Raw genomic sequence first — 21,374 nt, 5'->3', positions numbered from 1 at the left:
CGCCGCGAAGTGGTATGGTTGACATGCATTAGCGTATTTGCAACACTGGCTGCTCATCCAGCCCGGGAGTTCCTATGCGCGCCATGCCCATCTTCAGCTTCGCCGTTCTGAGCCTGCTGCCTCTTGCCGCGCACGCGCAAACGGCGGTGGAGGCGTTCTCTCCGGAGGGCGCGGTGAAAGGCGTGCGGCAGGTGAAGGCCCGCTTCAGCGCGCAGATGGTGCCCTTTGGCGACCTGCGCCTGAGCGACCCGTTCGACGCCGATTGCGGCGCCGACGCCGGGCTTGCGGCGGGCAAGGGCCGCTGGGTCGATGGCCGCAACTGGGTCTACGACTTTGAACGCGACCTGCCGGCCGGCGTGGCCTGCCGTTTCACACTCAAGCCGGCGCTGGCCGACGTGGCGGGCAAGCCGCTGGCCGGCGAACGCAGCTACAGTTTCAATACCGGCGGCCCGTCCGTGGCCAGCTCCATGCCGCGCGCCGGCGCCGGCTATATCGACGAGAACCAGGTGTTCGTGCTCAGCCTCGACGCCGTGGCGCGCGAGGCGGACATTGCCCAGCATGCCTACTGCACGGCCGAAGGCATCAGCGAGAAAATCCCGGTGCGCCTGCTGGAGGGCAAAGAGCGCCAGCAGGTGCTGGACGCGCGCAAGGACTATATCCAGCGTTATCTGCACGTGTTCTGGGCCGCGCGCGGCGTGGTGTGGCATGGCGCCACGGCGGTGAAGAGCAAGCGCGCGGAGCAGATGCCTGTCAGCCTGCTGCAGTGCAGGCGCAGCCTGCCACAGGACGCCAAGGTGACGCTGGTCTGGGGCGCCGCCATCGCCACGCCGAACGGCATCACGAACCGGCACGACCAGGTGCTGGCTTTCAGGACCCGCCCGGACTTCAACGCCACCTTCCATTGTGAGCGCCCATCCGCCAAGGGGCAGTGCATCCCGTTCCTGCCGGTGCGCGTGGGATTCAGCGCGCCGGTGCGCATGGCGGACGCGCGCGCCATCGCCATCACGGGGCCGGGCGGCAAGCGCTGGGCGCCGCAGTTTGCGCAAGAGGAAGCGAAGGCGGAGTACGTGAGCAGCGTCAGCATCCCGGGGCCGTTCCCGGAAAAAGCCCGGCTGCGCCTGGTGCTGCCGGATGCGTTGAAGGACGACGCCGGCCGCAGCCTGCTGAACCAGGCGCGCTTCCCGCTGGCCGTGCAGACTGGCGAGATGCCGCCGCTGGTGAAGTTTCCGGCCCGTTTCGGCATCATCGAGGCGCGCGGCGACAAGCTGCTGCCGGTCACGGTGCGCAACGTGGAGGCGGGCATCGCGGCGCGCATGGCCAAGGCTGCGAATGTGGCCAATGCGGCCAATGCGGCCGGCGCCGAGGGCGCCATGCTGCGCGTGGACGGCCCCGAAGGCCGGCAGGACCAGCAAGTGATCGACTGGCTGCGCCGCCTCACCGGCGGGAACCGCGGCGGCGGCTGGGTGCCGCGCGAATTGTGGGGGCTGAAAAACTCCGTCTTCGCCGAGCCGAAAGGCAGCCCGCAGCCGAAGACCGAGCGCTTCACGTTGCCCAAGCCGGGCGGCGGCAAGGCCTTTGAGGTGATCGGCATCCCGCTGCGCAAGCCCGGCTTTTACGTGGTGGAGCTGGCCAGCCCGAAACTGGGGCTGGCGCTGCAGGGCAAACCGAGCCTGGCCTACGTCAGCGCGGCGGCGCTCGTCACCAACATGGTGGCGCACTTCAAGCACGGCGCCGAGTCGTCGGTGGTATGGGTCACTTCACTCGACAAGGGACAGCCGGTACCGAACGCGCAGGTGGCGGTGCGCGCCTGCACCGGCAAGCTGCTCTGGCAGGGCAAGACCGACGCGACGGGCGTGGCCAGCATCCGCGAAGAGCTGTTTCAGGACGGCTGCCCCTACAGCGAGGGCTACTTCGTCAGCGCCCGCAGCGGCGCCGACATGACCTTCACCCTGTCCAACTGGGCCGAGGGCATCGAGCCCTGGCGCTTCAACGTGCCGACCGACGGCCTGCGCGCCGACAAGACCATCGCCACCACCGTGTTCGACCGCACCTTGCTGCGCACGGGCGAAACGGTGCACATGAAGCACTTCATCCGCCGCCGCAGCGCGGACGGCTTTGCCTATGCCACGCCGCAGGGCAAGGAGTCCAAGGTCATCATCACGCACCAGGGCAGCGCGCAGAAATACGAGCTGCCGCTGGCCTGGGCCAACGGCGGCGTGGCGGAGAGCGCCTGGACCATACCGGCCGACGCCAAGCAGGGCACGTACGAAGTGATGTTCGAAGGCCGCTCGGGCGGCAGCTTCCGCGTCGAGCAGTTCCGCGTGCCGACCATGAAGGCGCTGCTGCAAGGCCCGTCCACGCCGGTGGTGCAGGCGGAACAGGTGGCGCTCGACGTGCAGCTCAGTTACCTGTCCGGCGGCGGCGCGGCCGGCGCGCAAGTCAAGCTGCGCACCACGCGCCAGCCGCGCGGCGTGCAGTTCGAGGACTACGACGGTTTCACCTTTGCGGCGGGCGACGTCAAGGCCGGCAAAGTGGCCAACGGCCCGGTTTTCGACGAGGACGAGGGCGAATTCGACAGCATGGAAGGCGAGGCCGGGCCGGATGGCGCGCCTCTGCCGGATTCGCCCGTGCGCACGCAGAGCCTGACGCTGGACCGCGCGGGCGGCGCGCGCGTGGTGGTGGACAGGCTGCCCAGGCTGGAGCAGCCGGCCACGCTGCTGGCCGAGATGTCCTACCAGGACGCGAACGGCGAAACGCTGTCCTCGTCCACCAGTGTGCCGCTGTGGCCGTCCAGTGTGGTCATCGGCATCAAGCCGGACAGCTGGGTGCTGAGCAAGACCGCGCTCAAGTTCCAGGTGGCGGTGCTGGACACGGGCGGCAAGCCGGTGGCCGATGCGCCGGTGGACGTGGACTTCTTCCAGCGCCTGAACTATTCGCACCGGCGGCGGCTGATCGGCGGTTTCTACGCCTACGAGAACAACAGCGAGATCAGGCAGCTCGGCAAGGCATGCGAAGGCAGGACCGACGCCAAGGGCCTGCTGATATGCGAAGTGGCCGCGCCCGAGGCGGGCAACCTGATCCTGCGTGCGAAAACGCGGGACGGCGAGCAGCGCGAAGCCGTCACCAACCGCGAAACCTGGGTGGCGGACGGCGACAACTGGTGGTTCAAGGCCAGCGACGACGACCGCATCGACCTGCTGCCCGAGCGCAAGCGCTACGAGCCGGGCGAGACGGCCACCTTCCAGCTGCGCATGCCGTTCCGCGAAGCGACCGCGCTCATCACCGTGGAGCGCGAAGGCATCCTCGACACCTATGTGCGGCCGCTGTCCGGCACCTCGCCGGTGTTCAGCATTCCGGTCAAGCCGAACTACGCGCCGAACATGTTCGTGTCCGCGCTGGTGGTGCGCGGCCGCGTGGCGGGCGTGCAGCCGACCGCGCTGGTGGACCTGGGCAAGCCGGCCTACAAGATGGGCGTGGCGCAGCTGCGCGTGGGCTGGGCCGCGCACGAGCTGAAGGTGGCGGTGAAGGCGGACAAGCAGGTGTACAAGGTGCGCGAGCAGGCGCGGGTGAACGTGAAGGTGACGCGCGCGGACGGCTCGGCCGTGCCGGCCGGCGCCGAGGTGGCGCTGGCGGCCGTCGATGTCGGCCTGCTGGAGCTGATGCCGAACGCCAGCTGGGATCTGCTGGAGGCGATGATGCAGCAGCGCGGGCTGCAGGTGGAGACGTCGACGGCGCAGATGCAGGTGGTCGGCAAGCGACACTTCGGCCGCAAGGCGGTGCCGCACGGCGGCGGGGGCGGCAAGGGAGGAGGGCGCGAACTGTTCGACACGCTGCTGTTCTGGAATGCGCGCGTGAAGCTGGATGCGAACGGCGAGGCCAGCGTGCAGGTGCCGATCAACGATAGTCTGACCGCGTTCCGCATCGTCGCCATCGCCAGCGCCAACGCGGACCTGTTCGGCACCGGCCGCACCGAGATCCGCAGCTCGCAGGACGTGATGCTGCTGTCCGGCCTGCCCGCCATGGTGCGCGAGGGCGACAAGTTCCGCGCCGGCTTCACGCTGCGCAACGCCACCGAGCGCGATTTGAAAGTGGAGCTGGGCGCGCAAGCGGCCGGCAAGGCCCTGCCGCGCCAGACTGTCGCCATCGCGGCCGGCATGGCGCAGGAGGTGGGCTGGGATTACCAGGTGCCCGTGGGCGCCACCGAACTCGCGTGGGACGTGACGGCGCAGGCTGTCGGCTTGCCCGCCGCGCCCGCCGGCGCGGACGTCGCGGGCACACCCGGCGACGCGCGTGCCGCTGGCGCGCCGTCCGCGTCGTCCGACCGGCTGCGCGTGAAGCAGTCGGTCAAGGCGGCGGTCCCGGTGCGCACGCTGCAAGCCACGCTGCTGCAGCTCGACAAGCCGCAATCGATGCAAGTGCAAATTCCCGGCGACGCCCTGCCGGGACGTGGCGGCGTGCAGACGCTGTTCGCCTCGCGCCTGGGCAGCGAACTGCCCGGCGTGCGCGACTACATGCTGGCCTACCCCTACACCTGCTTCGAACAGAACACCTCCCGCGCCATCGCCCTGCGCGACGGCGAGCGCTGGCAGAAACTGGCCGCGCAGCTTCCCGCCTACCTGGACAGCGACGGCCTGCTGAAATACTTCCCCATCATGGAGCAGGGCAGCGACAGCCTGACCGCCTACGTGCTGTCCGCCGTGCAGGAAGCCGGCTTCCCGATACCGCCCGAACTAAAGGCGCGCATGGAAGACGCCCTGCAGAATTTCGTGCAGGGCCGCATCGTGCGCGGCTCCCCGCTGGCCACCGCCGATCTCGCCGTGCGCAAGCTGGCCGCACTGGAAGCGCTGTCGCGTGCCGGCCGCGTTACGGCCGCCGAGCTGGAGTCATTCTCGCCCGAGCCCAATTGGTGGCCGACGTCGGCGGTCATCGACTGGTACCTGATTCACCAGCGCGTGCACAACCTGCCCGAGCACGACAAGCGGTTGGCGCAGGCGCAGCAGATCCTGCGCTCGCGCCTGAACCTGCAAGGCACCACCATGGGCTTCTCCACCGAGCGCAATGACGACTGGTGGTGGCTGATGGTGTCCGGCGACGTCAACGCCAACCGCCTGCTGCTGGCCATGACCGACAATCCGGCCTGGCAGTCCGACATCGGCCGCCTCGCACGTGGTGCGCTGGGGCGGCAGCACAAGGGACGCTGGAATACCACGGTGGCCAACGCCTGGGGCGTGCTGGCGCTGGACAAATTCTCGGACAAGTTCGAGCGCGAGCCGGTGAGCGGCAGCAGCACCGCGGCCATTGGTACGGCCAGCAAGAGCGTGGCGCTGGACGCCAACACCACCAGCGGCAGCGCGCTGCTGCCCTGGCAGCGCGGCGCATCCGAACTGTCGCTCAAGCACGCGGGCAGCGGCAAGCCATGGGTGACGGTGCAAAGCCTGGCCGCCATCCCGCTCAAGGCGCCGATCACTTCCGGCTACAAGATCGTCAAGACCGTCACGCCGGTTGAGCAGGCTGTCAAAGGGGTGTGGACGCGCGGCGACGTATACCGCGTGCGCCTCGATCTCGAAGCGCAGGCCGACATGACCTGGGTGGTGGTGGACGACCCCATTCCGGCCAGCGCGTCCGTGCTCGGCACGGGCCTGGGCAAGGACTCGCAGCTGATGACGGCTGGCGAGAAGAGCAAGGGCTGGGTATGGCCTGCCTTCCAGGAGCGTACGTTTGAGGCCTTCCGCTCTTACTACGAGTTCGTGCCGAAGGGGACATGGAGCGTCGAGTACACGGTCCGCCTGAACAACGCCGGCCAGTTCCAGCTGCCGCCCACGCGCGTGGAAGCCATGTACAGTCCCGAAGCGTTCGCCGAGTTTCCTAACGCGGCCGTGAGCGTGAAATGAGCATGGCGCGGCTCCGAGGCGTCCGCAGCCCGGCACTGTACTGCGCGCCGGCGCTTGCTGCGCCCACGCGCACCCCCGCGCCCACCCCCGCGCTCAACCCCGCGCGTAGCGCTGCGCGCGGGCCCGGCCCCGGGCGGCGGCCGCTGCTGGCGGGAGCCGTGGCCCTGCTGGCCAGCTTATGCGCCATCGCCAGCGCCGTCGCGGCGCCCACGCTGGCCGAAGTGCAGGCCGCTTTCCGCGCCTCCGACTCCACGCTGCTGGACCGCCACGGCGTGCCGATCCAGTCCCTGCGCGTGGACATGGCGGCGCGCCGCCTGCCATGGGTCAGGCTGGACGACATCTCGCCGGCGCTGGGCGTGGCTGTCATGCAGGCCGAAGACCAGCGTTTCATGCAGCACGATGGCGTGGACCTGGAAGCGCTGGGCAAGGCCGCCTGGGACAACCTGTTCCGCCGCCGCCCGCGCGGCGCCTCCACCATCACCATGCAACTCGCCGCGCAGCTCGACCCGGCGTTGCAGCCCGCAGCAGCGGGCCGCAGCTGGGCGCAGAAGTGGGACCAGCTCAAAGCCGCCAAAGAGCTCGACCAGGCCTGGACCAAGCCGCAGATCATGGAAGCCTATCTGAACCTCGTCACCTTCCGCGGCGAGCTGCAAGGCATAGGCGCGGCCGCGCGCGGCCTGTTCGGCAAGGCGCCATCCGGCCTGAACGTGGCGGAATCGGCGGTGCTGGCCAGCCTGTTGCGCGGCCCGTCGGCGGCGCCCAGGCTGGTGGCGCGCCGCGCCTGCGCGCTGGCCAGGGAGCTCAAGGCCCACGCCAGCTGCGCCAGTGTCGAGGCCACCGCCGCCAGCGCCTTCGCGCGCTCGGCCGCCATGGCCGTGCTGGCGCCCGCGCCGCAAGTGGCGCAGCAGCTGCTGGCCGCACCGTCGCAGCAGGTCCGCAGCACGCTGGACGCGAATCTGCAGCGCTACGCGCAGGCCGCCTTGCGCCAGCAGATCATGTCGCTGCGCGAGCGCAACGTGAAGGACGGCGCGCTGGTGGTGCTGGACAACGCCAGCGGCGAGATCCTGGCTTACGTCGGCAACGCCGGCGGCAGCGAAGTCGATGGCGTGGCGGCGCTGCGCCAGGCCGGCTCCACGCTCAAGCCCTTCCTGTATGAGCTGGCGCTGGAGCGCAAACAGCTCACCGCCGCCTCGCTGCTGGACGATACGGCGGTCGACATCTCCACCGCCTCCGGCCTGTACATCCCGCAGAACTACGACAAGGAATTCAAAGGCTACGTCAGCGCCCGCACTAGCCTGGCCAGCTCACTCAACGTGCCGGCCGTGCGCACGCTGATGATGGTCGGCCTGGACCGCTTTTACGGCAGGCTGCGCGAACTGGGGCTGGACAGCCTGGCCGAGGCGGCCGACTACTACGGCTACTCGCTGGCCCTGGGCTCGGCCGACGTCAGCCTGCTGGATCTGGCCAACGCCTACCGCACGCTGGCCGGCGGCGGCATGCAGGGGACGCCCAGCCTGTTGCCGCGCGCTCCCGAAACCAGGCGCCGCGTGCTGGATGCGCGCGCGGCCTTCATCATCGGCGACATCCTGTCCGACCGCGCCGCGCGCAGCGTCACCTTCGGACTGAAGAACGAACTGGCCACCACGTTCTGGGCGGCCGTCAAGACCGGCACCAGCAAGGACATGCGCGACAACTGGTGCCTCGGCTACAGCGAGCGTTACACGGTAGGGGTGTGGGTCGGCAATTTCGACGGCGGCTCGATGTGGGACGTTTCCGGCGTTACCGGCGCCGCGCCCGTGTGGCGCGATGTGATGGACTATCTGCACCAGCACGTCCCCAGCCGCGCCCCGGCTGCGCCGCTCGGCGTGGTGCGGCGAGACGTTACCTGGCAGCCCGCCTTCGAGCCGCCGCGCGCCGAGTGGTTCATCGCCGGCACCGAGAGCGCCGAAGTGGCGTTGCTGCAGGACGCCCGCCGCGCCCCGCGCATCCTGTATCCGGCCGATGCCAGCATCATTGCCGTCGATCCCGACATTCCCGACGCCCGCCAGCGCGTCTTCTTCCAGGCCCAGGCCGGGCAGGGCCTGCAGTGGCAGCTGGACGGCGCCACCCTCGGCCCCGCCACCGCCAGCTATGCCTGGCGCCCCGAACCGGGTCAGCACGCCTTGATCCTGCTCGACGCCACCGGCGCCGCAGTCGCCACCACCCGCTTCCAGGTGCGCGGCGCCTCCACCGCAGCACAGGGAGACCAGCTGTAAGGCGCGGTAGCGTCCCGCTAGCGGGCCTGGAAGACTTCTGCCGGAGAAGCGCCATCCACCAGCCGGTCGCACCAATCCTGCAGTTGATCTGGCGGCGCGAGACTGATCCGGGCGGCAATGTCACCAGGGATGCAGCCCAAGCCGCGCTGAACCAGGCGATACGCGATTCGCTGCAGGCCTTGTTGCAGGCCTTGCTGTATGCCTTCCTGCCGTCCCTGCTTTATGCCTTTTTGAATCGCTTCATATTCATACAATTCTTCAAAGGTTGCGAATTTTCGGTTATGCATGGCACGCACCTCCCTGATCGTTCCTGCAATGCTAATACCGTCCAATTCGCGCTGCGAATGAGCTCGCAACCAGTGTTCAACTGTCTCGGACATGGCCGGATTGGCCTGCTTCTCCAGCCAGCGCGAAATGTAATCCAGCAGGGGCGGCATCTCCGTTACGCTCGACATGCGGGCCAGCCGGAACAGCGCCGCCACGACGTTGGACGGAGGTCCCTGCGCCCTTGCTGCATAGGCGGCTTGGTCGATCAGCCGGTAGCGCAGCGTGGGTTGATGGCCCCGCAGGCCGCGCAGCGCGCGCGGCGCCAGGTCGGCCAGTTCACGGCAGGCGTTCCAGGGTTCGCTGCCGCTATAGACCACCAAAGGCAGCACGGCAGGGAGATCGCCGGTCGGCGCCAGCGTGCCTTCCTTTAGTAGTTCTTGATGCAACAGGCCGGCATAGACTTGCATGCGCGAGGCCATCCACCGGTCCGGCTGGCTCTGAAACTCAAGCAAGACGTAGACATCGTCGACTGGGGCGCCCGTCCGCACGCGCCAGACCATGTCGTCGTGGCGTTGATGCCCGGTATCGCTGGCGTAGCTGGCATTGTGCCGGGTGCAATTTTGAATGTTCAGCCGCCTGGCCCAAGCGAAGGGGAGAAATCCCGCCAGCAATTCACGCAGCAGTTCAGCATGGGCAAACAGCTGCTTGTAGCTGGTGTCGTGGTCGGTGTGCATGACCAATTGTAGTCAGCGGCTTTCTTGTTGCGGCTGCTGTCGCGCGCCGGTTTGACCGGGCGCAAAAAAGCCGGCGCGAGGCCGGCTTTTTGAGGGGAGGGGGTGGGTGCTTAGTCGCGGTCGCCGCCGGCGATGCCGAGCAGGCTCAGCAGGCTGGTGAAGATGTTGTACACGTCCAGGTACAGGGCCAGCGTGGCGCTGATGTAGTTGGTTTCGCCGCCGTTCACGATCTGCTGCACGTCGTACAGGATGTAGGCGGAGAAGATACCGATCACCATCACCGAGATCGCGATATGCAGCGCCGGCATCTGGAAGTAGATGTTGGCCAGGCTGGCCACGATCAGCACGATCACGCCGGCGAACAGCCACTTGCCCATGGCCGAGAAGTCGCGCTTGGACACGGTGGCGATACTGGCCAGCGTGGCGAACACGGCCGCCGTGCCGCCGAAGGCCAGCATGATCAGCGAGCCGCCGTTGGAGAAGCCCAGGGTGCGCGTCAGCAGCGGCGTCAGCATCAGGCCCATGAAGAAGGTAAAGCCCAGCAGCAGGCCGACGCCCAGTCCGCTGTTTTTGTTCTTCTCGATGCCCCAGATGAAGCCGTAGGCGATCGCCATGAAGACGAAGAAGCCGATAAAGCCGCGTGGAATCGGCACGTGCATCAGCACGCCGGCGAAGGCGCCCAGCACGGTAGGGATCATGGACACGGCAAGCAGCCAGTAGGTATTGCGCAGCACGTTATGGCGTACCGCGACGCTACTGCCGGACAGGTCGTAGGTTTTCTGCATGTTGATCATGTAATGCCTCCAAAGGATAGGTGCGGAGCACCGCTTGCTAAAAGCATAGCATGCTGGGCCGGAAAGGAGCAAAAACGGCCTTAAACAGGGCTTAAAATCCGCCGGCGGCGGCAAATATCGGTCCGGCATGGGGTTCTATGGTAAAATCAAGGGTTGATTGAATCATCAATTTCGTTTTAAACCTTTCTTTTTATTGGAGTTTTTTACATGGCAATCGAACGCACCCTGTCGATCATCAAACCAGACGCAGTTGCTAAAAACGTTATCGGCCAGATCTACAGCCGTTTTGAAGGCGCTGGCCTGAAGATCGTCGCTGCGCGTATGGCTCAACTGTCGCGCGCTGAAGCCGAAGGCTTCTACGCCGTGCACGCTGCCCGTCCATTCTTCAAGGACCTGGTGGACTTCATGGTTTCCGGCCCAGTCATGATCCAGGTTCTGGAAGGCGAAAACGCCATTGCCAAGAACCGCGACCTGATGGGCGCTACCGATCCTAAGAAAGCTGAACCAGGCACCATCCGCGCCGACTTCGCCGACTCCATCGACGCCAACGCCGTTCACGGTTCGGACGCCGCTGAAACCGCTGCTGTGGAAATCGCTTACTACTTCCCAGCACTGAACGTTTACTCCCGTTAATTTTCGCTACGGCGAAACACGGTAGTACGTTTGATTTGAGCTGTACCTGTTGCCCCGGCCTCGTCTGGGGCGCAGCCTTTTTTTAGAATGATTTGAGCATCGAAGTGAGCACAACAATGGACACGACCCTCACCAACCTTCTGGATTTCGATCCGGAACAGCTGATCGCCTACTGTGCGGAGTTGGGTGAGAAACCGTTCCGTGCCAAGCAGCTGCAGCGCTGGATACACCAGTTCGGCGCGTCGGACTTCGATTCGATGACCGACCTGGCCAAGTCGCTGCGCGACAAGCTGAAAACCCGCGCCCACATCACGGCGCCGGCCATCATCAGCGACCATACCTCCACCGACGGCACCCGCAAATGGCTGGTCGACGTCGGCAACGGCAACGCCGTCGAAACCGTGTTCATCCCGGAAGAAAACCGCGGCACGCTGTGCATTTCCACCCAGGCCGGCTGCGCCGTGAACTGCCGCTTTTGCTCGACCGGCAAGCAAGGCTTCTCGCGCAACCTGACGGTGGGCGAAATCATCGGCCAGCTGTGGATGGCTGAATTCGAACTGCGCCGCACCAAGGGCATCGAGCCCGGCCCGAAAGGCGAGCGCCAGATCACCAACGTGGTGATGATGGGCATGGGCGAGCCGCTGCTGAACTTCGAGCCGACCGCTACCGCCCTGAAACTCATGCTGGACGACAACGCCTACGGCCTGTCGCGCCGCCGCGTGACGCTGTCCACCTCCGGCGTAGTGCCGATGATGGACAAGCTGTCGCAAGTGGTGCCGGTGGCGCTGGCCGTGTCGCTGCACGCGTCGAACGACCCGCTGCGCGACGGCCTGGTGCCGCTGAACAAGAAATACCCGCTGGCCGAACTGATGGCCGCGTGCAAGCGCTACCTGGAATTCGCGCCGCGCGACTTCATCACCTTCGAATACTGCATGCTGGACGGCTTCAACGACAGCGACGACAACGCGCGCGAGCTGGTGGCCCTGGTCAAGCACCGCGAATACGGCGTCAACTGCAAGTTCAACCTGATCCCGTTCAACCCATTCCCGGAATCGGGCCTGTTCCGCTCCAAGAACGAGCGCATCAAGCAGTTCGCGCAGATCCTGATGGACGCCGGCATCGTCACCACCATCCGCAAGACGCGCGGCGACGACATCGACGCCGCCTGCGGTCAGCTGGCCGGCGAAGTGCAGGACCGCACCCGGGTGCAGGAGCGCATGGGTAAAATGGCCGAATACCAGAAGAAATTCGGCGCCGATTTCGGCAAGATCGTGGAGATCCGTTCCTGATGACCGTGCTAGCCCACCGCTGCCTGCTGCGCCTCGCCGCCCTCGGCCTGGCCGGGGTGGTGTGCGGCTGCGCGTCCACGTCGGCGCCCACGCCGGGGCAGAGCGGCAAGGCCGAGCTGGCCACGGCATCGGACCAGACGGCCGCGCAAAAGCGCGCCGAAATCCGCATGCAGCTGGCCATCGGCTACTACCAGCAGGGCCAGTACGCGGTGGCGCTGGACGAAATCAAGAAGGCGCTGGCGGCCGACCCCGAGCTGGCCGACGCCTATGGCATGCGCGCCCTGACCTATATGGCCATGGACGAGCGCGAACTGGCCGAGGATAACTTCGTGCGCGCCCTGAAACTGGCGCCGCACAACCCGGAAGTGAACAACAATTACGGTTCCTTCCTGTGCCGCCACGGCCGCGTGCCCGAATCGCTCAAGTATTTCGACGCCGCGCTGGCCGTGCGCACCTACCGGTCGCCGGCAGATGCCTACAACAATGCGGGCAGTTGCGCGCTGAAGCTGAAAGATTACGACACGGCAGAGAAGTATTTGCTGCCGGCATTGAAGATTGCGCCGGACGTACCGGCAACCAGCGCCAACCTGGCGCGCATCTACTACGAGCGGCGCGACTATGTGCGCGCCGGTTTTTTCATTACCCGGCTGAGCAAGCTGGCCAAGGTGGACAGCCTCTCGGCTGACGTGCTGTGGCTTGCAATCAGGGTGCAGCATAAACTCGGCGACACGGGCGCGGAATCGGCCTGGGTGACGCAATTGCGCCGCCACCATTCCGGCTCGCCGGAGTATGCTGCCTATCAACGTGGGGCGTTTGATGAGTGAGACAGGTATACCTATGAATTCAGAGTGGGCGGATCAGCCTGAGAAGCAGAACAACCAGGGCACGCCCGGAGCCCAGCTGAAAGCCCAGCGCGAAGCGATGGGCCTGACGGTGGACCAGATAGCCGACCAGCTCAAGCTGGCGCCGCGCCAGGTGGTGGCGCTGGAAGCGGGCGACTACGCCGCGCTGCCGAACATGGCGGTCACGCGCGGCTTCGTGCGCGCCTACGCCAAGGTGGTCAAGCTGGACGCCGCTCCGCTGGTGGCCATGATAGAAGTGAACCCGGTGGCGGGCCATGAAACGCCGCAGCCGGTGCGCCGCGAAAAGATCTCGGCCAGCTTCTCGGAATCGCGCTTCCCGTCGCTGACGGAGCGCTCGTCCAAGCCTGCGGGCTGGGTGATCGGCGCCGCCGTGGTGGCGGTGGTGGTGGCCGTCGCCGGCGCATACCAGTCCGGTCTGCTCAACAATGTGCTGCACGCGGTGAAGAGCGATGCGCCTGCCGCCAGCGCGCCAGCCGCGTCCGCGCCAGCGCTGGAAACCGTCGCCAAGCCGGGCGCCGATACCGCGCCGCTGATTTCGCCTAACGTGCCGCTGGTGTCCGTGCCGCCGGCCGACGCCGCACCCGGCGCCGGCGCCAATCCGGTGGTGCAGGGCGTAGCTCCGGCCACGCCAGCGGGCACGGTGGCCGCGCCTGGCGCTGCCCCGGCACCAGCCGCCCCCGCCGCCGGCCAGGCCGCGCCTGCGCAGCCGGCCCCGGCTCCGGCCATTGCCCCGGCCGCGCCGCTGGCGACGCCGGCCGCCAGCCCGGCCGCCGCCACCGCGCCCGGCACGCTGGTGCTGAAATTCACGGACGACTCGTGGGTGGAAATCCGCCGTCCCGGCAAGCCGTCGCTGATTGCGCGCCTGGTCAAGGGCGGCAGCACCGAGCAGTTCGAGATCAACGATGCGGCGCTGCTCATCGTCGGCAAGCCCGGCCACGTGCAAGCGACCCTGCGCGGCCAGCCTCTGGCCCTGCCGGAAGTGCCGGGCGGTACAATCGCCCGCGTGAACATTAAGTAAAGCTCAGAGCGTAACGCTAAACGAACAAGATGGACGTCCCGATGTCGAACACCGCAATCCCCTCCGGCCCGCAAGCGCGCCGTGGCAGCCGCAGCGTGCTGGTGGCCCATGGCGACCGCAAGATCTGGGTCGGCGGCGACGCGCCCGTGGTGGTGCAGTCGATGACCAATACCGACACGGCCGACGCCGTGGCGACCGCGATCCAGATCAAGGAGCTGGCGCGCGCCGGCTCCGAGCTGGTGCGCCTGACGGTGGACCGCCCCGAGGCCGCCGCCGCCGTGCCCTACATCCGCGACCAGCTGGACAAGATGGGCATCGACGTGCCGCTGGTGGGCGACTTCCACTACAACGGCCACACGCTGCTGACCGACTACCCGGACTGCGCGCAGGCGCTGTCCAAGTACCGCATCAACCCCGGTAACGTGGGCAAGGGCGCCAAGCGCGACACGCAGTTCGCGCAGATGATTGAAGTGGCCGTCAAGTACGACAAGCCGGTGCGCATCGGCGTCAACTGGGGCAGCCTGGACCAGGCGCTGCTGGCGCGCATCATGGACGAGAACGCCGCGCGCGAAAACCCGTGGTCGGCGCAAGCCGTCATGTACGAGGCGCTGATCACCTCTGCCATCGAAAACGCGGTGCGCGCCGAGGAACTCGGCATGGGCCGCGACAAGATCATCCTGTCCTGCAAGGTGTCCGGCGTGCAGGACCTGATCGCCGTGTACCGCGAGCTGGGCAAGCGCTGCGACTACCCGCTGCACCTGGGCCTGACCGAAGCGGGCATGGGCAGCAAGGGCATCGTGGCCTCGACCGCCGCGCTGTCGGTGCTGCTGCAGGAAGGCATCGGCGACACCATCCGCATTTCGCTGACCCCGGAACCGGGCGGCGACCGCACCAAGGAAGTGGTGGTGGGCCAGGAAATCCTGCAGACCATGGGCTTGCGCAAGTTCACCCCCATGGTGATCGCCTGCCCGGGCTGCGGCCGCACCACGTCCACCACCTTCCAGGAGCTGGCGGACGACATCCAGACCTATCTGCGCGACTCGATGCCGGAATGGAAGAAGGACTACCCGGGCGTGGAAGCGATGAACGTGGCCGTCATGGGCTGCATCGTCAACGGCCCCGGCGAGTCCAAGCACGCCAATATCGGCATCAGCCTGCCCGGCACCGGCGAATCGCCGGCCGCGCCGGTGTTTGTCGACGGCCAGAAATTCGCCACCTTGCGCGGCGACAATATCGTCCAGGAATTCCAGGCCATCGTGCTGGATTACGTTAAAAAGAACTACGGCAAAGCATATGTCTGACAATAAAAAAGCTGAAAAAATCACCGCCATCAAGGGCATGAACGACCTGCTGCCGCAGGACGCGCACCTGTGGGAACTGTTCGAGAACACCGCGCAATCCGTGGTGCAGAGCTACGGCTTCCAGCAGATCCGCACCCCCATCGTCGAGAACACCAGCCTGTTCGCGCGCGCCATCGGCGCCGTCACCGACATCGTCGAGAAGGAAATGTATTCCTTCACCGATTCGATGAACGGCGACGCGCTGACCCTGCGCCCGGAAGGCACGGCCGGCGTGGTGCGTTCGGTGATCGAGAACAACCTGGTGTACGAAGGCCCGAAGCGCCTGTGGTACAAGGGCCAGATGTTCCGCCACGAGAAGCCGCAGCGCGGCCGCTACCGCCAGTTCCACCAGTTCGGCTGCGAAGCCGTGGGCTTCACCGGCCCGGACGTGGACGCTGAAATGATCATGCTGTGCCGCCGCCTGTGGGACGACCTGGGCCTGGAAAACATCCGCCTGGAACTGAACTCCATCGGCGACGCGGCCGAGCGCGCGGCGCACCGCGTGGACCTGATCGCCTACCTGGAATCGCACAGCGAGCAGCTGGACGCCGAAGCCCAGCGCCGCCTGCACAGCAACCCGCTGCGCATCCTGGACACCAAGAACCCTGCCATGCAGGACCTGGTGAACAATGCGCCCAAGCTGCTGGACTACCTGGGCGAAGCGTCGCTGGCGCACTTCAACGGCGTGCAGAAGATCCTGAACCACAACAACATTCCGTTCACCATCAACCCCCGCCTGGTGCGCGGCCTGGACTACTACAACCGCACCGTGTTCGAGTGGGTGACGGACGAGCTGGGCACGCAAGGCACGGTCTGCGCCGGCGGCCGCTACGACCCGCTGATCGAAACCTTCGGCGGCAAGCCTACCCCTGCGGTGGGCTTCGCCATGGGCATCGAGCGCCTGGTGGAACTGATGAAGGTGGCTGGCGAGCCGGCCGAGCCTAACCAGTGCGACGTGTACATGGTGCACCAGGGCGAGGAAGCCCAGATGCAAGCCTTCGTGCTGGCCGAGCGCCTGCGCGACGCCGGCCTGGACGTGGTGCTGCACTGCGCCGCGCTGAGCGGCGCCGGCTCCTTCAAGAGCCAGATGAAGAAGGCCGACGGCAGCGGCGCGTCCTTCGCCGTCATCATCGGCGAAGCCGAAGTGGCCAACGCCACGGCCAACGTGAAAGCCATGCGCGGCGAAGAGGGCGAGCACCAGCAAGCCACCGTGGCCTTCGACGAGGTGGTGGACTACATCGTGGACCACATCACGGGCGATGGTGAGGAGCACCACCATTTCCACGTGCACGATGAAAACTGCAAACATTAATCCGTAATTGACCAACCTTTAACCAGAGCAATCTCATGGCATACGATCTCGAAGAACAAGAACAATTAGCTAACTTCAAAGCCTGGTGGGCCAAGTACGGCAACCTGACGTCGTGGGTACTGATCGCCGGCCTGGCCGCCTACTCCGGCTGGAACGGCTGGCAGTACTACCAGCGCACCCAGGCCGCCTCGGCCTCGGCCCTGTACGACGAGCTGCAGACCGCCATCGCTGCCAAGGACGCGGCCAAGGTGCAGCGCGCCACGGCCGACATGCAGAGTAAGTTCGCCAGCACCTCCTACGCCACCATGACCGCGCTGGCAGCCGCCAAGCAGGCTTTCGACGCGAACGACCTGAAGACCGCCAAGGCGCAGCTGAACTGGGCCATCGAGCACGGCAACGAGGAATACAAGGCCATCGCGCGCGTGCGCCTGGCCGGCGTGCTGCTGGACGAGAAAGCCTATGACGAAGCGCTGAAAGTGCTGTCCGCGGAAGTGCCGAAGCAGTTCGCCGGCCCCGTGGCCGACCGCAAGGGCGACGTGCTGGCCGCGCAGAACAAGCTGGCCGAAGCGCGCACCGCCTACCTGGCCGCGCTGAACGCCATCGACAAGAAGAATCCGGGCCGCCAGCTGATCCAGCTGAAACTCGAAGCCATCGGCGGCACCGTGCCGGCCGAGCCTAAAGCAGCCGCCTAAGAGAGAGAGGGCGGGCCGTGGGGCGGGTTAGCGCATAGCGCGTAACCCGCCGGCGCCGCCGCAATGCATGCATGGCGGGTTACGCGTAAGCGCTAACCCGCCCTACGGGTTTACGTATCGGGTTTAAGGACATTTATGCGCATGAGCGGAAAAGTAGTTGGAGTGAGCCTGCTGGCCCTGGCCGCGGGTTGCAGCACCCTGGACAAGATCAATCCATTCAGCAGCGAACCGAAGGACAAGCCCGCCGCGCTGGTGGAGCTGAAAAACAGCATGGCGGTGAAGACCGCGTGGAAGTATTCGCTGGGTAAATCCGGCGCGTACAACTTCAGCCCTGCGGCTGCGGCCGGCAGCGTGTTCGTGGCCGATGCCGACGGCGCCGTGGCCCGCCTGGAGGCGGCCAGCGGCAAGCAGCTGTGGCGCGTCAAGGCCGGCACCGACCTGACCGCCGGCGTCGGCGCCAGCCCGAACGGCGACGTGGTCGTGGTGGGCGGCGTCAAGGGGGTCATCGTCGCCTTCGACGGCAGCGGCAAGCAGTTGTGGAAGGCGCAAGCGTCCAGCGAAGTGCTGTCCTCGCCGGTGGCGGCGGACGACGTGGTGGTGGTGCGCTCGGTGGACAACCGCATCACGGCCTTCGAAGCCAAGACCGGCGCCAAGCGCTGGTCGGTGCTGCGCACCACGCCCGCGCTGACCCTGCGCAACGCGCCCGGCATGGTCATCAACGGCAGCAACGTCTATGTCGGCCAGCCCGGCGGCAAGCTGCTGGCGCTGACCCTGGCCACCGGCGTGCCGCGCTTCGAAGTGTCGGTGGGCGAGCCGAAAGGCGCCACCGAGCTGGAGCGCGTGGCCGACGTCGCCGGTTCGCCGGTGGTGTACGAGAAAGACATCTGCGCCGTGACCTACCAGGGCCGCGTGGGCTGCTTCGACCTGGCCACCGGCCAGGCGCGCTGGACCAAGGAAGTGTCTTCCGACGTCGGCGTGGCGGTGGACCAGCGTTTCGTGTTCACGGCGGACGAGAAGGGCGCCGTGGCGGCCTTCTCGCGCGAGGGCGGGCAGAGCGCCTGGAAGAGCGACAAGCTGGCCTTCCGCCGCCTGTCCACGCCGGCCTCGGTCGGCCGCAGCGTGGCCGTGGGCGACTACCAGGGCTACATCCATTTCCTGTCGCGCGAAGATGGCGCAATAATAGGTCGGGTCAGCACCGACGGCTCGGCGATCCAGTCGAACCCCGTCATGGCTGGCTCGAATTTGATTTTCCAAACCCAATCAGGGACAGTGACCGCGCTCGCGGTCGAGTAATACAATGAAGCCGGTAATAGCACTCGTAGGTCGCCCGAACGTCGGGAAATCGACCTTATTCAATCGTCTGACCCGCTCGCGCGACGCGCTGGTGGCGGACTTGCCAGGCCTGACGCGCGATCGCCATTATGGCGAAGGCCGCATCGGCGAACGCCCCTTCCTGGTGGTGGACACCGGCGGTTTCGAACCGGTGGCCAAGGAAGGCATCATGTACCAGATGGCGCTGCAGACCAAGCAGGCCGTCGCGGAGGCCGATATCGTGGTGTTCCTGGTCGATGGCCGCCAGGGCCTGACGCCGCATGACAAGACCATCACGGACTTCCTGCGCAAGACCGGCCGCCCCGTGCTGCTCGTGGTGAACAAGTCGGAAGGCATGCGCTACACCGCCGTGGTGTCCGACTTCTACGAACTGGGCATGGGCGACCCCTATGTGATCTCCGCCGCCCACGGCGACGGCGTGCACGACCTGGTGCAGGAAGCGCTGGACAAGGCCTTCGAGCAGCGTCCGGAAGATGCCGAGGAGCTGGCCCCGGCCGAGCGCGGCGTGAAGATCGCGCTGGTGGGCCGCCCCAACGTGGGCAAGTCCACGCTGATCAACACCCTGGTCGGCGAAGAGCGCGTGATCGCCTTCGACATGCCGGGCACCACGCGCGACTCGATCGAGATTCCGTTCGAGCGCGACGGCAAGCAGTACACGCTGATCGACACGGCCGGCATCCGCCGCCGCGGCCGCGTGTTCGAAGCCATCGAGAAGTTCTCGGTGGTCAAGACGCTGCAGTCGATCTCGGAAGCGAACGTCGTGATCCTGATGCTGGACGCCCAGCAGGACATCTCCGAGCAGGACGCCCACATCGCCGGCTTCGTGCTGGAGACCGGCCGCGCGCTGGTGGTGGCCGTCAACAAGTGGGACGGCCTGCAGTCGGACGACCGCGACGAGATCAAGATCGACCTGGACCGCAAGCTCGATTTCCTCGGCTTCGCCAAGATGCACTTCATCTCGGCGCTGAAGGCGTCCGGCATCGGCCCGCTGATGAAGTCCGTGGACCAGGCTTACGCCGCCGCCATGGCCGACCTGTCCACGCCCAAGCTGACCCGCGCGCTGCAGGAAGCGGTGGAGAAGCAGGAACCGAAGCGCAAGGGCTCGATCCGTCCGAAGATGCGCTATGCGCACCAGGGCGGCATGAACCCGCCGGTGATCGTTATCCACGGCAACTCGCTGGACGCGGTCACCGACCCGTACAAGCGCTACCTGGAGAAGCATTTCCGCGACACGTTCAACCTGGTGGGCACGCCGCTGCGCATCGAATTGCGTACCGGTAAAAACCCGTTCGACAAACGCGAAAAATAATTTGCCGCTGATTGATAATTCTGAGAATACGTTGACATTTCTGCACGGTACGCCCTGCACGAATGTCAAAAACAGGTTACAGTAGCTTGAAGGCATCATTCTCCAGGCAGAGATTGATGCTTGGCACTTGAAATACAGCGAGTCGCCTCCAATTCTTACACAACAACATAAAACGGAGCTGTTATGAGCAACAAAGGGCAACTGTTACAAGACCCATTCCTGAACGCACTGCGCAAGGAACACGTTCCTGTCTCGATCTACCTGGTCAACGGCATCAAGCTGCAGGGACATATCGAATCGTTCGACCAGTACGTGGTATTGCTGCGCAATACCGTGACCCAGATGGTGTACAAGCACGCCATTTCGACCGTGGTGCCGGCCCGTGCCGTGAACCTGAACATCGAATCCGAAGCGGAATAATCATTGAGCTTTGATTTTCGCCTCCACCTTGCCTGGCGGTCGCATGCGCGCAGCTTTAGTCGGGGTAGACTTCGGTCAGGGCGATTTTGCCGCTAGTGTCGAAGAACTGATGCTGCTCGCGCGTTCCGCGGGAGCAGACCCGGTGACCACGATAACCGGCAAACGCTCCAGTCCGGACGCAGCCTATTTCGTCGGCAGCGGCAAGGCCGACGAGATCGGCTTTGCCGTCCAGGATCTCAAGCTTGAGATCGTCATTTTCAATCACGCCTTGTCTCCCGCGCAGCAGCGCAACCTGGAAAAGCGCCTGCAGGTCCGCGTGCTGGACCGCACCAGCCTGATCCTGGATATCTTCGCGCAGCGCGCGCAGAGCCACGAGGGCAAGCTGCAGGTCGAGCTGGCCCAGCTGCAGCATCTGGCCACGCGCCTGATACGCGGCTGGACCCACCTGGAGCGCCAGAAGGGCGGTATCGGTCTGCGCGGCCCGGGTGAGACGCAGCTGGAGACCGACCGCCGCCTGATCGGCGAGCGCGTCAAGGCCTTGCGCGCGCGCCTGGCCAAGCTGCGCAAGCAGCACGAAACGCAGCGCCGCTCGCGCGGCCGCAGCCAGACGTTCTCCGTGTCCCTGGTTGGCTACACCAATGCCGGCAAGTCCACGCTGTTCAACGCGATGACCAAGGCCGGCGTGTACGTCGCCGACCAGCTGTTCGCCACGCTGGACACCACCTCGCGCCGCGTCTACATGGGCGAAGAGGTGGGCAACGTGGTGATTTCGGACACGGTTGGTTTCGTGCGGGAACTGCCGCACCAGTTGGTGGCGGCGTTCCGCGCCACGCTGGAGGAAACCATCCATGCCGACTTGCTGCTGCACGTGGTCGATGCCGCCAGCCCGGTGCGCATGGAGCAGATCGAGCAGGTCAATCTGGTGCTGCGCGAAATCGGCGCCGACCATATTCCGCAGATCCTGGTGTGGAACAAGATCGATGCGGCCGGCCTGGAGCCGGCGGTCGAGCGTGATGAATATGCTAAAATTTCTCGCGTTTTCACCAGTGCCCGCACTGGCGCAGGACTGGACCTGCTGCGCGGCGCGATCACCGAAGCGGCCAAGGCCGCACCCGGCAAGGCTTATCTGTACGAGGCGACCGAGGAAGATGTGAGTCCGCATGACGAAGATGCGGATTCCGGCTCCGAGGACCATTCCACTTTCACCCAAGTTGGATCACATTAG

The 21,374-nt window shown here is 66.1% G+C and carries 15 protein-coding genes; 13 read left to right on the top strand and 2 right to left on the bottom strand.

Annotation, left to right across the window (positions count from 1 at the left end; genetic code table 11):
* Nucleotides 1–74: 74 nt before the first annotated feature.
* Together ACFJI2_RS18505 and pbpC are read left to right on the top strand one after the other, a co-directional pair.
* Nucleotides 75–5,891, top strand: a complete 5,817-nt coding sequence (locus tag ACFJI2_RS18505) for an alpha-2-macroglobulin (protein WP_377701335.1) — start codon at nt 75–77, stop codon at nt 5,889–5,891.
* A gap of 2 nt (nt 5,892–5,893) precedes the next feature.
* The gene (gene pbpC, locus ACFJI2_RS18500; RefSeq protein ID WP_377701334.1) at nt 5,894–8,146 is read left to right on the top strand and encodes a penicillin-binding protein 1C; all 2,253 of its coding nucleotides are present in this window, start codon (nt 5,894–5,896) and stop codon (nt 8,144–8,146) included.
* A 17-nt stretch (nt 8,147–8,163) separates the two neighbouring features.
* Here the strand turns inward: pbpC and ACFJI2_RS18495 are convergent, their stop codons facing one another.
* Complete coding sequence (locus ACFJI2_RS18495) at nt 8,164–9,147, bottom strand: Rpn family recombination-promoting nuclease/putative transposase (RefSeq protein WP_377701333.1); 984 nt, start codon at nt 9,145–9,147, stop codon at nt 8,164–8,166.
* 110 nt (nt 9,148–9,257) lie between these two features.
* Nucleotides 9,258–9,941, bottom strand: coding sequence for a Bax inhibitor-1/YccA family protein (locus tag ACFJI2_RS18490; RefSeq protein WP_107871165.1), 684 nt, complete (start codon nt 9,939–9,941; stop codon nt 9,258–9,260).
* 207 nt (nt 9,942–10,148) lie between these two features.
* Between ACFJI2_RS18490 and ndk the strand changes: the two genes are divergently transcribed.
* From ndk to hflX, 11 genes are all read left to right on the top strand, one after another.
* Nucleotides 10,149–10,574: a nucleoside-diphosphate kinase gene (ndk, locus tag ACFJI2_RS18485; RefSeq protein WP_107871163.1), complete on the top strand. Its 426-nt coding sequence runs from the start codon at nt 10,149–10,151 to the stop codon at nt 10,572–10,574.
* Between the two features lie 116 nt (nt 10,575–10,690).
* Nucleotides 10,691–11,863 carry a 23S rRNA (adenine(2503)-C(2))-methyltransferase RlmN gene (gene rlmN, locus ACFJI2_RS18480; RefSeq protein ID WP_132138489.1) on the top strand — a complete coding sequence of 391 codons (1,173 nt, stop codon included), beginning with the start codon at nt 10,691–10,693 and terminating at the stop codon, nt 11,861–11,863.
* Entirely contained in the window at nt 11,863–12,687 is an 825-nt protein-coding gene (gene pilW / locus ACFJI2_RS18475) for a type IV pilus biogenesis/stability protein PilW (protein ID WP_377701332.1), read from the top strand. Before rlmN ends, pilW begins: the two co-directional genes overlap by 1 nt.
* 13 nt (nt 12,688–12,700) lie before the next feature.
* Nucleotides 12,701–13,744: a helix-turn-helix domain-containing protein gene (locus ACFJI2_RS18470; protein ID WP_377701331.1), complete on the top strand. Its 1,044-nt coding sequence runs from the start codon at nt 12,701–12,703 to the stop codon at nt 13,742–13,744.
* A gap of 41 nt (nt 13,745–13,785) precedes the next feature.
* Entirely contained in the window at nt 13,786–15,045 is a 1,260-nt protein-coding gene (gene ispG / locus ACFJI2_RS18465; RefSeq protein ID WP_107871155.1) for a flavodoxin-dependent (E)-4-hydroxy-3-methylbut-2-enyl-diphosphate synthase, read from the top strand.
* Nucleotides 15,038–16,396: a histidine--tRNA ligase gene (gene hisS, locus ACFJI2_RS18460; RefSeq protein ID WP_377701330.1), complete on the top strand. Its 1,359-nt coding sequence runs from the start codon at nt 15,038–15,040 to the stop codon at nt 16,394–16,396. Before ispG ends, hisS begins: the two co-directional genes overlap by 8 nt.
* Nucleotides 16,397–16,431: 35 nt before the next feature.
* Complete coding sequence (locus ACFJI2_RS18455; RefSeq protein WP_107871151.1) at nt 16,432–17,088, top strand: tetratricopeptide repeat protein; 657 nt, start codon at nt 16,432–16,434, stop codon at nt 17,086–17,088.
* Nucleotides 17,089–17,223: 135 nt separating this feature from the next.
* On the top strand, nt 17,224–18,381 hold the full coding sequence (gene bamB / locus ACFJI2_RS18450; protein ID WP_377701329.1) for an outer membrane protein assembly factor BamB: 1,158 nt from the start codon (nt 17,224–17,226) through the stop codon (nt 18,379–18,381).
* A gap of 4 nt (nt 18,382–18,385) precedes the next feature.
* Nucleotides 18,386–19,729, top strand: coding sequence for a ribosome biogenesis GTPase Der (gene der, locus ACFJI2_RS18445; protein WP_377701328.1), 1,344 nt, complete (start codon nt 18,386–18,388; stop codon nt 19,727–19,729).
* Between the two features lie 183 nt (nt 19,730–19,912).
* Nucleotides 19,913–20,149: an RNA chaperone Hfq gene (hfq, locus tag ACFJI2_RS18440; protein ID WP_008450615.1), complete on the top strand. Its 237-nt coding sequence runs from the start codon at nt 19,913–19,915 to the stop codon at nt 20,147–20,149.
* 43 nt (nt 20,150–20,192) lie between these two features.
* Complete coding sequence (gene hflX, locus ACFJI2_RS18435; protein WP_107871145.1) at nt 20,193–21,374, top strand: GTPase HflX; 1,182 nt, start codon at nt 20,193–20,195, stop codon at nt 21,372–21,374.

Origin of the sequence: Pseudoduganella sp. UC29_71, assembly GCF_042693265.1 — a bacterium.
In the GTDB taxonomy this organism is placed as follows: Bacteria; Pseudomonadota; Gammaproteobacteria; order Burkholderiales; family Burkholderiaceae_D; genus Rugamonas.
This window is presented reverse-complemented; position numbering and strand designations above follow the sequence as displayed.

What these genes read in the sequence shown, in the direction of transcription:
- ACFJI2_RS18505 (WP_377701335.1), top strand. Translation starts at nt 75, where the DNA reads ATGCGCGCCATGCCCATCTTCAGCTTCGCCGTTCTGAGCCTGCTGCCT.
- pbpC (WP_377701334.1), top strand. Translation starts at nt 5,894, where the DNA reads ATGGCGCGGCTCCGAGGCGTCCGCAGCCCGGCACTGTACTGCGCGCCG.
- ACFJI2_RS18495 (WP_377701333.1), bottom strand. Translation starts at nt 9,147, where the DNA reads ATGCACACCGACCACGACACCAGCTACAAGCAGCTGTTTGCCCATGCT.
- ACFJI2_RS18490 (WP_107871165.1), bottom strand. Translation starts at nt 9,941, where the DNA reads ATGATCAACATGCAGAAAACCTACGACCTGTCCGGCAGTAGCGTCGCG.
- ndk (WP_107871163.1), top strand. Translation starts at nt 10,149, where the DNA reads ATGGCAATCGAACGCACCCTGTCGATCATCAAACCAGACGCAGTTGCT.
- rlmN (WP_132138489.1), top strand. Translation starts at nt 10,691, where the DNA reads ATGGACACGACCCTCACCAACCTTCTGGATTTCGATCCGGAACAGCTG.
- pilW (WP_377701332.1), top strand. Translation starts at nt 11,863, where the DNA reads ATGACCGTGCTAGCCCACCGCTGCCTGCTGCGCCTCGCCGCCCTCGGC.
- ACFJI2_RS18470 (WP_377701331.1), top strand. Translation starts at nt 12,701, where the DNA reads ATGAATTCAGAGTGGGCGGATCAGCCTGAGAAGCAGAACAACCAGGGC.
- ispG (WP_107871155.1), top strand. Translation starts at nt 13,786, where the DNA reads ATGTCGAACACCGCAATCCCCTCCGGCCCGCAAGCGCGCCGTGGCAGC.
- hisS (WP_377701330.1), top strand. Translation starts at nt 15,038, where the DNA reads ATGTCTGACAATAAAAAAGCTGAAAAAATCACCGCCATCAAGGGCATG.
- ACFJI2_RS18455 (WP_107871151.1), top strand. Translation starts at nt 16,432, where the DNA reads ATGGCATACGATCTCGAAGAACAAGAACAATTAGCTAACTTCAAAGCC.
- bamB (WP_377701329.1), top strand. Translation starts at nt 17,224, where the DNA reads ATGCGCATGAGCGGAAAAGTAGTTGGAGTGAGCCTGCTGGCCCTGGCC.
- der (WP_377701328.1), top strand. Translation starts at nt 18,386, where the DNA reads ATGAAGCCGGTAATAGCACTCGTAGGTCGCCCGAACGTCGGGAAATCG.
- hfq (WP_008450615.1), top strand. Translation starts at nt 19,913, where the DNA reads ATGAGCAACAAAGGGCAACTGTTACAAGACCCATTCCTGAACGCACTG.
- hflX (WP_107871145.1), top strand. Translation starts at nt 20,193, where the DNA reads ATGCGCGCAGCTTTAGTCGGGGTAGACTTCGGTCAGGGCGATTTTGCC.